At 64.7% G+C, this 11,499-nt stretch carries 12 protein-coding genes and 1 pseudogene; 9 read left to right on the forward strand and 4 right to left on the reverse strand.

Annotated features, from left to right (window positions below; all coding sequences use genetic code 11):
* Nucleotides 1–167 precede the first annotated feature (167 nt).
* Nucleotides 168–2,885, forward strand: coding sequence for a cation-transporting P-type ATPase (locus tag ACNFCJ_RS09245; RefSeq protein ID WP_416770942.1), 2,718 nt, complete (start codon nucleotides 168–170; stop codon nucleotides 2,883–2,885).
* A gap of 183 nt (nucleotides 2,886–3,068) precedes the next feature.
* Here ACNFCJ_RS09245 and ACNFCJ_RS09250 read toward each other — a convergent pair whose 3' ends face one another.
* Complete coding sequence (locus tag ACNFCJ_RS09250; protein WP_416770943.1) at nucleotides 3,069–3,653, reverse strand: ACP phosphodiesterase; 585 nt, start codon at nucleotides 3,651–3,653, stop codon at nucleotides 3,069–3,071.
* 126 nt (nucleotides 3,654–3,779) lie between these two features.
* Between ACNFCJ_RS09250 and ACNFCJ_RS09255 the strand changes: the two genes are divergently transcribed.
* Together ACNFCJ_RS09255 and ACNFCJ_RS09260 are read left to right on the forward strand one after the other, a co-directional pair.
* Nucleotides 3,780–4,082 (forward strand): ArsR/SmtB family transcription factor, encoded by a 303-nt coding sequence (locus ACNFCJ_RS09255; RefSeq protein ID WP_041769672.1) that lies wholly within the window; start codon nucleotides 3,780–3,782, stop codon nucleotides 4,080–4,082.
* A 26-nt stretch (nucleotides 4,083–4,108) separates the two neighbouring features.
* Entirely contained in the window at nucleotides 4,109–5,158 is a 1,050-nt protein-coding gene (locus ACNFCJ_RS09260; RefSeq protein ID WP_416770944.1) for an alkene reductase, read from the forward strand.
* Nucleotides 5,159–5,269: 111 nt separating this feature from the next.
* Here ACNFCJ_RS09260 and ACNFCJ_RS09265 read toward each other — a convergent pair whose 3' ends face one another.
* Nucleotides 5,270–6,118, reverse strand: a complete 849-nt coding sequence (locus ACNFCJ_RS09265) for an ATPase (protein ID WP_115292187.1) — start codon at nucleotides 6,116–6,118, stop codon at nucleotides 5,270–5,272.
* A gap of 359 nt (nucleotides 6,119–6,477) precedes the next feature.
* Here ACNFCJ_RS09265 and ACNFCJ_RS09270 point away from each other — a divergent pair, with 359 nt between their 5' ends.
* Entirely contained in the window at nucleotides 6,478–6,762 is a 285-nt protein-coding gene (locus ACNFCJ_RS09270; protein ID WP_143499019.1) for a hypothetical protein, read from the forward strand.
* Here the strand turns inward: ACNFCJ_RS09270 and ACNFCJ_RS09275 are convergent.
* Nucleotides 6,753–7,751: an NAD-dependent epimerase/dehydratase family protein gene (locus ACNFCJ_RS09275; RefSeq protein ID WP_143499017.1), complete on the reverse strand. Its 999-nt coding sequence runs from the start codon at nucleotides 7,749–7,751 to the stop codon at nucleotides 6,753–6,755. The genes ACNFCJ_RS09270 and ACNFCJ_RS09275 overlap by 10 nt on opposite strands.
* Nucleotides 7,752–7,852: 101 nt before the next feature.
* Nucleotides 7,853–8,749 carry a LysR family transcriptional regulator ArgP gene (locus ACNFCJ_RS09280; protein ID WP_115292189.1) on the reverse strand — a complete coding sequence of 299 codons (897 nt, stop codon included), beginning with the start codon at nucleotides 8,747–8,749 and terminating at the stop codon, nucleotides 7,853–7,855.
* Between the two features lie 93 nt (nucleotides 8,750–8,842).
* Between ACNFCJ_RS09280 and ACNFCJ_RS09285 the strand changes: the two genes are divergently transcribed.
* The 5 genes and pseudogenes from ACNFCJ_RS09285 (at nucleotide 8,843) to ACNFCJ_RS09305 (ending at nucleotide 11,449) form a co-directional block, all read left to right on the forward strand.
* A complete protein-coding gene (locus tag ACNFCJ_RS09285; RefSeq protein ID WP_416770947.1) occupies nucleotides 8,843–9,256 on the forward strand; it encodes an ACT domain-containing protein in 414 nt (137 codons plus the stop codon).
* Nucleotides 9,256–9,858, forward strand: a complete 603-nt coding sequence (locus ACNFCJ_RS09290) for a LysE/ArgO family amino acid transporter (RefSeq protein ID WP_017361848.1) — start codon at nucleotides 9,256–9,258, stop codon at nucleotides 9,856–9,858. Before ACNFCJ_RS09285 ends, ACNFCJ_RS09290 begins: the two co-directional genes overlap by 1 nt.
* A 48-nt stretch (nucleotides 9,859–9,906) precedes the next feature.
* Nucleotides 9,907–10,863, forward strand: a pseudogene (locus tag ACNFCJ_RS09295) (LysR family transcriptional regulator).
* 90 nt (nucleotides 10,864–10,953) lie between these two features.
* Nucleotides 10,954–11,136, forward strand: a complete 183-nt coding sequence (locus ACNFCJ_RS09300) for a hypothetical protein (RefSeq protein ID WP_115299362.1) — start codon at nucleotides 10,954–10,956, stop codon at nucleotides 11,134–11,136.
* Nucleotides 11,137–11,221: 85 nt separating this feature from the next.
* Nucleotides 11,222–11,449, forward strand: coding sequence for a DUF2790 domain-containing protein (locus ACNFCJ_RS09305; protein ID WP_115299363.1), 228 nt, complete (start codon nucleotides 11,222–11,224; stop codon nucleotides 11,447–11,449).
* Nucleotides 11,450–11,499 lie beyond the last annotated feature (50 nt).

An 11,499-nucleotide genomic window follows, 5' to 3' on the forward strand; every position in this document is an offset into this window, starting at 1 on the left:
CTCCATGGGTTTAACACCGCGTTACATTCAAGCGCCTCGCGACCTCGTACTCCTTGATGCAGGTCAGGTCCGACGCGCTAAAGCGGTCTAGGTTAGTAAGGACTGCGGGGTGCGCCGGCCGTCAGCGATCGACAGGCGCAGCCGGCCCAGCCAAGGAGACGCGCCCCATGGGCAATGCCCCCTCACAACATAGTGACCACACCTGGCACGGTTTGACTGCACAACAAGCGCTCGACGAGCAGCGCAGCAGTGCCAGCGGCCTCAGCCAGGAGGAAGCCGAGCAGCGCCTGCAGCGCTACGGAGCCAACCGCCTGCCGCCGCCGCAACGCCGTGGGCCGCTACTGCGCCTGCTCTACCAGTTCCACAACGTGCTGCTCTATCTGATGCTGGTGGCCGCCATCATCACCGCGCTGCTCGGCCATTGGGTCGACACCTCGGTGATCCTCGCCGCGGTGCTGATCAACGTGATCATCGGCTTCATCCAGGAAGGCAAGGCAGAGAACGCGCTGGACGCGATCCGCAGCATGCTCTCGCCCCACGCCATGGTGCTGCGTGGCGGTGAGCGCCATGAAATCGATGCCGAGCGCCTGGTGCCCGGCGACATCGTGTTGCTGGTATCCGGCGACAAGGTGCCGGCCGATCTGCGCCTGATCAGCGTGAAGAACCTGCTGGTGGAAGAAGCGGCGCTGACCGGCGAATCGGTGCCGGTGGAAAAATCCGTGGCGCACTGCAACGCCGACGCAGCGCTCGGCGACCGCCGCTGCATGGCTTATTCCGGCACCCTGGTCAGCAGCGGCCAGGCCAGCGGCGTGGTGGTGGCGACCGGTGCCAACACTGAACTCGGCCGTATCGGCGCCATGCTGCAGCAGGTGCAGGCGTTGTCCACGCCGCTGCTACGACAGATCGAACAGTTCAGCCGCTGGCTGGCGGTGATCATTCTGATCCTGGCCTTGGCCACCTTCATCCTCGGCATCCTCTGGCACGGCCAGAACCCCGGCGAGATGTTCATGATGGTGGTGGCACTGACCGCCTCGGCCATCCCCGAAGGTCTGCCGGCGATCATGACGGTGATCCTCGCCCTCGGCGTGCAGCGCATGGCCGGCCACAATGCCATCGTCCGCCGCCTGCCGGCGGTGGAAACCCTGGGCTCGGTGACGGTGATCTGCTCGGACAAGACCGGCACCCTGACCCGCAACGAAATGACCGTGCAACGCGTGGTCAGCGCCAGCCGCATCCTCGATGTCTCGGGTGTGGGCTATGCCCCGGAAGGCGCCTTTCATCAGGATGGTGCGCTGCGTGAGCCTGACGCCGCCCTACTGGAAGTCGCCCGCGCCGCGCAGTTGTGCAACGACGCCCGCCTGCAACAGGACGCCGCCGGCCACTGGCAACTGCATGGCGACCCGACCGAAGGCGCACTGCTGACCCTGGCGCTGAAAAGCGGTGTGGATGGTCAGACCCTGCACGCGCAACTGCCGCGCAGCGATGCGATCCCGTTCGAGTCCGAACACCGCTTCATGGCCACTCTGCACCACGACCACACCGGCCATGGCCTGGTCTACCTCAAGGGCGCCCCCGAGCGCGTGCTGGAGATGTGCGCCAGCCAGCGCAGCGCCGATGGCGGCAATGCGCCCCTGGACGTCGACTACTGGCGCCGCCAGGCCACCGACCTGGCTGCCCGTGGCCTGCGCCTGCTGGCCCTGGCCTGTAAACCGGCACCGGCGGAGCAACGCAATCTGAGCTTCGACGACGTAGAAGATGGGCTGACTCTGCTCGCGCTGGTCGGCATCATCGACCCGCCACGCGAGGAGGCCATCGCCGCTGTCGCCGAATGCCAGCGAGCCGGCATCCGGGTAAAGATGATCACTGGCGACCATGCCGAGACGGCCCGCGCCATCGGTGCACAACTAGGTATCGGCGTCGGCCTACCGGCGATGACCGGCGCCGAGCTGGAACTACTCGATGACCGCCGCCTGCGCGAGGTGCTGCCCGGCGTCGAGGTATTCGCCCGCGCCAGCCCCGAGCACAAACTGCGCCTGGTGCAGGCCATGCAGGACAGCGGCGAGGTCGTGGCCATGACCGGCGACGGCGTCAACGACGCACCGGCCCTGAAGCGCGCCGACGTCGGCGTGGCGATGGGCAACAAGGGCACCGAAGCGGCCAAGGAAGCAGCCGAAGTAGTGCTGGCCGACGACAACTTCGCCACCATCGCCGGGGCCGTGCGCGAAGGCCGGGCGATCTACGACAACCTGAAGAAATTCATCCTGTTTTCTCTACCGACCAATGGCGGCCAGTCGCTGATCGTGATCTTCGCCATTCTGTTCCAGGTGGTGCTGCCACTGACGCCAGCGCAGGTGCTGTGGATCAACATGGTCACCTCAAGCACCCTGGGCCTGGCGCTGGCCTTCGAACCCAGCGAACGCGGTTTGATGCAGCGCGCCCCACGCGCGCCGAACGAGCCCCTGCTATCCGGCTTCTTCGTCTGGCGCGTGGTAATGGTTTCTCTGCTGATTGCCGGCGCGGGCATCGGCCTGTTCCTCTGGGAGCTGAAGCTTGGCAACAGCCTGGAAAGCGCCCGCACCATCGCAGTGAATGCCGTGGTGATGTGCGAAATCTTTTACCTGTTCAACAGCCGCAGCATCTTCGGCTCAGTGCTCAACCGCGACGCCCTGCTGGGCAACCGCGCGGTACTGGTGACCATCGCCATCTGTCTGGTGCTGCAGCTGCTGTTCACCTATGCGCCGCCATTGCAGGGGGTATTCGGCTCGGTAGGCCTGAGCCTGGAGGAATGGCAGCGGGTACTGCTGGCGGGCCTGGCGCTGTTCGCCGTGGCGGAGCTGGAGAAATGGGTGGTGCGGCGCTTTGGCCTGCATACTCAGGCGGCCTGAGCCGCTGAAGGAGAGATTGCAGTGATGGTCGTCGCGGCTGACGCCCCTCCCACAGCGCCCGACGCGAAACCTGGTGGGAGGCGCTTTGGCAGCGAACGTCGCAGCGGCGAAAGCCCTGGTGCGCACGGAGCACCCTACGGTCCAGACTCGGTTCACATGTAGGGTGCGCTGCGCGCACCGCCGCTACCTCGATGCGTTCAGTTCGGCCTCGGCGAAGGCCATCAGTTCGGGGTAGAGGGCACTGAAGTCCTCACTGAGCGGCTCGTACAACTGCTCCAGCTCGGCCAGGCTGCCATCGAGCAACTGCGGTTTGGACAGGCGTCGCTGCCTGCCGGCGATCACCTGTTCCAGCACCGCGAACTCGCGGTAGCTGCCCAACCAATCCTGCGCCGCCATGCGCGGTGCCATCAGCGCCAGACGCCCCGGCAGATCAGGCTCGGCAGCCAGTACCCGGTATACCCGACCGGTGAAGTGATCCAGCGGCGGCGTCGCGCACATCGGCCAGTCACGAGCCAGGCAATGATCGAAGAACAGGTCCAGCAGCATGCCGGCCGTTCTTCGCCGCTCGACGGGAAAGCGCGCACGTGCGCGGGCTTGCAGTGGGTGGCTGTCGGTGAAGGCGTCGATACGCCGGTGCAGGCGAATGGCCGCCTCGATCTGCGCCGGCCAACGCCCGTTGAGCGGGCCTTTGACGAAATCGCCATAAAGGCTGCCGAGTAGCTGTGACGGCGCGTCACCGCCGAGATGCAGATGGGCGAGGTAGTTCATCCCCGGAGCTTAACGCCGTCGGCGGGACAATCGAAGCGGTTGATGGAGACTATCGGAACAATCAATCTGTATATCGCTCAGAGACGATATAAGGTTCGCCACATGACGAAACACGGCCCACACATCATGGATATCGACCTCGACGCCATCATCAAGGCCCTTGCCCACCCGGTACGCCGCGACATCCTCGACTGGCTGAAGGAGCCTGAGCGCCACTTCGCCGAACAGGATCATCCGCTGGAAATCGGCGTGTGCGCGGGCAAGATCTTCCTGCGCACCGGGCTTTCGCAATCCACCGTTTCCGCCCATCTGACCACCCTGCAGCGCGCCGGCCTGGTGACCAGTCGCAAAGTCGGTCAGTGGCACTTCTTCAAGCGTAACGACGAGCTGATCCAGGCCTTCGTCGAGCGCCTAGGCCAGCAACTCTGATTTGACCTTTCCTTCGGAGAAATCACATGCCCACACTGTTCGACCCCATCCAGATCGGTGATCTGCACCTGAACAACCGCATCATCATGGCGCCGCTCACTCGCTGCCGCGCCGACGAAGGCCGCGTACCCAACGCGCTGATGGCCGAGTACTACACCCAGCGCGCATCGGCTGGCCTGATCATCAGCGAGGCCACCGCCGTCACGCCAATGGGCGTGGGCTATCCGAACACGCCCGGAATCTGGTCCGACGAGCAGGTCCGTGGCTGGAGCAATATCACCCACGCAGTGCACGCCAACGGCGGCAAGATCGTTCTGCAGCTGTGGCACGTCGGCCGTATCTCCGACCCGATCTACCTGAACGGCGAACTGCCGGTCGCTCCCAGCGCGATCAAGCCAGCCGGCCATGTCAGCCTGGTGCGTCCGATCAAGGACTATGTCACCCCGCGCGCCCTGGAAACCGAAGAGATCGCCGACATCGTCGAGGCGTATCGTCAGGGCGCCGAAAACGCCATGGCCGCCGGTTTCGACGGCGTGGAAATCCACGGCGCCAATGGCTACCTGCTCGACCAGTTCCTGCAGAGCAGCACCAACCAGCGCACCGACCGCTACGGCGGCAGCCTCGAGAACCGTGCGCGCCTGCTGCTGGAAGTGACGGATGCCGCCATTTCCGTGTGGGGCGCCGGCCGCGTCGGCGTGCACCTGGCGCCGCGCGCCGACTCGCACGACATGGGCGACGCCAACCGCGCCGAAACCTTCGGCTACGTGGCCCGTGAACTGGGCAAACGCGGCATCGCCTTCATCTGCGCCCGCGAGAAGGCAGGTGACGACAGCCTGACACCGCAACTGAAGAAGGAATTCGGTGGTGTGTTCATCGCCAACGAGCGCTTCACCAAGGATCAGGCCAACGCCTGGCTGGCTGAAGGCAAGGCCGACGCCGTGGCGTTCGGTATCCCCTTCATCGCTAACCCGGACCTGCCGGAGCGCCTGGCACAGGACGCAGCGCTGAACGAGCCGCATCCGGAAACCTTCTACGGCTCGGGCCCGGTCGGCTATATCGACTATCCGCGTCTGTAAGATCGCAGCTTAAGCACCTCCCGCAAGCGATATCCCGTGGGAGGGGCTTTAGCCGCGACCAATAAATGAACAAGCCCCGCATTGCGGGGCTTGTTCATTTAGCGAATTGCCTTAGCGCTGATTGAGCTGCTGCTGCAGATTCACCACCTGGCTCTGCAGGGTGTTGATGTTGCGCGTCATCTGCGCGCGGAAGGCATCGAACTCGGCGGTGTTGGGACCCGCGCTGGCGGCCGGGCGATTGTCCAGCTCACTGCGCAGTACCAACAGATCCTGCTCCAGGTTGCGGATGGCCTGGGCCGGGTTGCCCTGCTTCTTCAGCGCATCGATATCGCCACCAAGCGCCTTGATCCGGGTATCGAGCTTGGCCAGCTCGGCCTGGGTCGCCTTGGCATCACCCTGCGCGGCCTTCAGCGCCGCCTGCTCGGCGGAGAGCGCCTGCAGGCGCTTGTCGAAATCGGCGCTGGCACCAATGCCACCCTTCAGTTCGCTGCCAAGTTGCTCGACGCGCTTGTCCAGCGCGGCCTGCGCGGTGGCGCTCTGCTGTTGCTGCTTGCTCAGCTCGGCCAGACGCGTTTCCAGCTGCTTGACCTGCAGCTTGAGCGCCTCGCTACCGCTAGTGACGCTGGATTCGGTCGCTACCACTTTGCCGGAAATATCCTGAATGCGTCCGGCGGCCTCTTCGCTGATGCGCGCGAAGCTTTCCTGGGTCGCCACCAGGCGCTGCTCCATCAGGCCGATCTGTTGCAGGCTCCACCAGCCCAGGCCAGCCAGGGCAAAGCTCAGTGCACCGACCAATGCCCACAGCGGCCCGGTGCTGGCGCCCTTGACCACTGGCGCCTTGCTGCTGGTCACGCGGCTGCTGCGCGGGGCCGGTTCCTCACGCGGCTCGGCGAAATCCTCGCGGCGTTCCGGGGTCAGGCTGGGCAGGTTGTCGAGCTCGTCGTTGGCGTCGTTGCGCATGGTCGGACCTATGGTTGGAACGTAGAAACGGAAATGCCGCGCAGTATACCGATTCGCCACTATGCCATCAGCGTCGCGCCAAGCAGGTGCGCGGCGCACCGACGAAGGGCGCGACAGGGTCATCGACTCGCCTGCAGCCCGGCAGTTCCGCAAAACTTGAACTGGTACGCACTTTGCTTTTGATCCTGTCGTGAATGCGCCGATAGCGCGTCGCTCACGCGCCAGCAGGAGGCCTGAAAGTTCTGCAATGCACTCAGTACGAAAATACGTGTGACAGCCACCGGGAAGTGGCTGGCCAGGACACGGCGGGCGAGGAACGCCACAACCCGTGCCCCTTCAACCAACCGGGGGAAGTCGCGATGGAACTGAACAAAGAAGTACTGGACTGCATGAAAGCGCTGCGTCGTCGCCTACGCGAAGAGCAGGCGGTGGACATTCGCCTCAGCCAGCCCAACGCCATCGGTGCCATGCTCGATGGTAGCCTCAAGTCCGATGATGAAGAAACCCGTAGCCTGGGCAGGCGCCTGGCAGAGTTGTCCGATCAACCTCAGCGCATCGCTTCACCCGTGGCTGCAGTCGAGTTGCCGGTCGGCAGCACCACCGGCTCGGTGCGCATCTATCGCGGCCAGCGCATCTACGCCTGATGCCCCATCTGCGCCTGCCACCAGGTGCAGAACTCATCCAGTGCATCCCACAGGCTGGCCCTGGGCTCATAGCCGAGGTACTCACGGGCGCGATCGATGTTCAGGGAAAAATCCCTGGCCATCACCGCCACGCCCAGGCGGAACAGGCTCGGTTCGGGACGACCGGGCAACAGGCGACACACGCCCTCGTTGAGCGTCGCCGCAGCATAGGCCAGCGGAAACGGCACATGCCGGGTTACCGGTGGTAGCTCCAGGCGACGCAACACGTAGTTGACCACATCCCACAACGGCACCGGCGCGCCATTGCTGATGTTGTACACCTGACCAAGCGCCGCTCCGCCCACTTGCAACGAGCTGAGCAAAGCATCGTTGAGGTTGTGCACGTTGGTGAAGTCGACCTTGTTCAGACCATTGCCGATGATCGCCAGACGACCCTTGCGTTGCATGCCGATCAAGCGCGGGAAGATGCTGGTATCGCCCGCCCCGGTAACGAAACGCGGGCGCAGGGCGACCACCTCCAGGCCGAACTCTTGCGCGGCGAACACCTGCTGCTCGGCCAGGTACTTGGTTTTGCCGTAGTGATCGGAAAAACGCTTGGGCACCTGTTCCTCACGGATATCAACATGGGATTTCCCATCGAAGTAGATCGAGGGTGAAGACAGGTGCACCAGGCGCTGCACTTTCTGCTTGAGGCAGGCGTCGACGATGTTCTCGGTGACCGTCACATTGGCCTGATGGAAATGTCCGTAGTCGCCCCAAACCCCCACGGCGCCGGCACAGTGCACCACGGCCTCGACATCCTGGCACAGCGCCTGGGCCAGCTCGGCATCGCCCAGATCGCCCTGGACGAACTCGGCACCGCGCTTGATCAGGTGCTGCACGCCTTCGGCACGGCGGCCGTTGACCCGCACCGCCAGGCCCTGTTCGAGCGCGAAACGTGCGAAGCGCCCACCGATGAAACCACTCGCGCCGGTGACCAGAATCTTCATCGCATCCCCCAAACACTGATTCTTGTAATGGCCGCACTCTAGCAGCGCTCGGTTCGCCCTGCGCTGTCGGCGGCGGCCAGAACTACGACTCTGCAGGCCGCCTATGAGTGCAGCGACACCAGCACCGACGCCGAGTGGCGGCGCAGTTGCTCGGTCAGCTCGCCGAGCAGTTCACCGCCGTTGCGCCAGTGGTGCCAGTACAGCGGCACATCGATGAAGCGCTCCGGCACCAGATCCACCAGCCGGCCACCGACCAATGCCTCACGCACCTGCAACTCCGGCACCAGCCCCCAGCCCAGGCCGCCTTCGGCCAGGCGCACGAAGCCTTCCGACGACGGGCACAGGTGATAGGCAAAGGCTCCGGTCACCCCCAGCCCTGCGAGGTAGCGGTGCTGCAGTTGATCATCAGGGCCGTAGACGATAGCTGGGGCACGCGCCAGCGACTCGGCAGTAACGCCAGTGGAAAAGTGCCGGGAGACAAAGGCCGGGCTGGCCAGCGCGCGATAACGCATCGCCCCCAGCGCCAGGCTGCGCGCGCCCGCCACCGGACGCTCGGCAGCACACACGCAGCCGGCCACCTCACCCGCACGCATGCGCTTGAGGCCCACTTCCTGGTCCTCAACTACCAGCTCCATCAACACATGCTGGGCGGCGCAGAACTCGGCCGTTGCCGCCGCCCACCAGGTAGCCAGGCTATCGGCGTTGATGGCGATGCGCAGACGCTCGGGCAAGGCCTGTTCATCCAGCCCCGGCACCTGGCCCTGCAGGTCGCGTTCGAGCAGGCGCACCTGCTGCACGTGGTTGAGCAGGCGTCGACCAATGTCGGTGGGTGCTGGTGGAGCAGCACGCACCAGCACCGGCTGGCCGACGCGCGCCTCGAGCAACTTGATGCGCTGCGAAACGGCAGACTGCGACAGCCCCAGCACCTGCGCAGCGCGCTCGAAACCGGCCTGCTCCACCACCGCCGCCAGGGCAGCCAGCAGTTTGTAGTCGAACAATCGATTTTCCTAATGAGCGATCAGTAATATTGGTTTCTCTTATACATCCAGTCGCAGCAGACTCGCTAGCACTCACCCAATCAGGAGCCTGCCATGTCTGGCGAAACCAACCTCGCGCGCCTGTTGCAAAGCATGACGCCGCAGCTCAACCCCGGTCAGTATGTGTTCTGCTGCGTTCCGGCCGAGTATGACTGCAGCGGCCTGCAGCCCATCGCCAGCCTGCGCGAAAGCGAAGGCCTGAGCCTGGTGCTGCCGCGCGAGGTCGCCGACGCGTACAACCTGAGCTACGACTACGTCGCGGCCTGGATCACCCTTGAGGTGCATTCGTCGCTGGCAGCTGTCGGTTTGACCGCTTCCTTCTCCACCGCCCTGGCGCAGGCGGGGATCAGTTGCAACGTGGTCGCAGGCTTTCACCACGACCACCTGTTCGTGCCCTGCGAACGAGCCGAAAAGGTGCTTTCCACCCTGCGCGCTCTGTCAGCGGCCTCCCTGCCGGAGCACGCGTGATGTGGCAGAGCTACAGTAACGGCCTGCTGGTGGCCATCGGCCTGATCATGGCCATCGGCGCACAGAACGCCTTCGTCCTGGCGCAAAGCCTGCGCCGCGAACACCACCTGCCGGTGGCCGCGCTGTGCATCGCCTGCGACGCGGCACTGGTGGCGGCCGGCGTGTTCGGCCTCGCCACACTGCTGACGCAGAGCCCGACGCTGCTGGCAATCGCCCGCTGGGGCGGCGCTGCCTTCCTCATGTGGTACGGCAGCCAGGCGCTGCTGCGCGCCGCCCGCCCACAGTCACTGCAGGCGGCTGGCAGCGAACCACGTTCGCTTCGCGCGGTGATGCTCGCAGCGCTGGCGGTCACCCTGCTCAACCCGCACGTCTATCTGGATACCGTGTTGCTGATCGGCTCGCTCGGTGCTCAGCAACCCGAGCCCGGCGCCTATGCGGCAGGAGCGGCCAGCGCGTCCTTTCTCTGGTTCAGCGCTCTGGCTCTTGGTGCGGCCTGGCTGGCGCCGTGGCTGGCGAAACCGCTGACCTGGCGCCTGATCGATCTGGGTGTGGCTGCGATGATGTTCGCGGTGGCGGCGCAGTTGATCCTTGGCGTGCTGTAGCGGCAGGACGCGCATAATGCGTCAGACCCTCTTACGCCAGGAGCAACAATGGATACCTTGCATGCGATGCGCGTGTTCATTCAGGTGGTCGAGCGCGGCAGTTTCACTGCAGCAGCTCAGGCGCTGGATCTGTCGACTGCTCAGGTGTCACGCCTGATCGCCGATCTGGAGCAGCATCTGCAAGCGCGCCTGCTGCAGCGCACCACTCGCCGCCTGGCCCTGACCGAAACCGGCGAGCGCTATCTGGAACGCAGCCGACAGATTCTCGGCCAGATCGACGAAGCCGATGCCGAAGCAAGCGGCGCCCACCTCACGCCCAGTGGCCGCCTGCGCGTACACACCATGACCGGCCTCGGCCTGCAGCACCTGACGCCACTGATCGCCTGCTACGCCGAGCGTTATCCACAGGTGGTGGTCGAGCTCACCCTGGCGCAACGCACGCCGGATCTTCTCGAAGACGGCCACGACGTGACCGTCGCCTTCGCCCGCGACCTGCCGGATTCGCAACTGGTCGCACAACGTCTCGGCCCGGTGTACAGCGTGCTCTGCGCCGCCCCCAGCTACCTGGCCAAACACGGCATCGCACAACGACCGAGCGATCTGCAGCAACACCGCTACCTGCGGCTGACCGACCCGCTGTACCGCGGCCAGTGGGATTTCGGTGACGAGCAGCTGGATGCCTTGCCAGCCTAATGCTTTCAGGTCAACGTCGCCGAGGCTCTGGTCAAGGCAGCGCAGGCGGGCATGGGGTTTTGCCTGCTGCCATCGTTCGTCGCCAGTCAGCCGCTGCGCGAGGGGCGACTGCTGCGTATCCTGCCGCAACACCGCCTGCGCGCCCTGAACATCTATGCGATGTATCCGTCGCGTCGTTTTCTCGATGCCAAGACGCGCACCTGGGTGGACTTCCTCAAGGCCGAACTGCCACCGCTGCTGCGCGCTGACGAAGCGGTATTGGACGACACGCGATACTGGGCGACACCCGATAAATTGTTGCGAGAGAAGTAAGAGTCATTCACCCGCAGCGCGCTTTTTCCGACCCCGATGCCTCACTAGGATGACTTCGAACCCACGAAGAATCCCGAGAGGATCCCCCTCATGAAGAACCTCATCACTGCCGCTGCCCTGTCTCTCTCCACTCTACTGGCCGCCCAGGCCTGCCTTGCCGAAGAGTCGGCTGCATTCGTCGCCCATCAGCAGGCCCACCAGCAACAGCCGCACACCACAGCCACCCAGCAAGCGCAGACCACGGGCTCGCAGAGCACCGATCATCACGGCTGAAACAAGGCTTACCGGGTGCCGGCCGAGCTCCTGACTGGCGCCCCTCAGGCCGCTGACACGGCCTTTTCTCCCAATCGAGGCCAACATGAAACGTATCGCCTGCCTACTCGCTTTCGCCTGCACCACTCCCCTGGCACATGCCGAAACACCCGAGCACTACCACTACGGGATGCACCTGGACATCGCCAGGATCATCAGCCAGACCCTGCCGCAAGGCTGCGAAACGGGTGAAGCCCGAATGGTCTACCTGGACTCCAAAGGCGAACAGCACACTCTGATCTATCAACGCATCGGCGAAGACTGCCGCTACTGATCTGCGCCTGGCGCTACCCGGTGCATGCAATCCGTCACCTCGCACCACCG

Origin of the sequence: Pseudomonas sp. NY15364 (assembly GCF_048068235.1) — a bacterium.
Lineage (GTDB): Bacteria > Pseudomonadota > Gammaproteobacteria > Pseudomonadales > Pseudomonadaceae > Aquipseudomonas > Aquipseudomonas mendocina_D.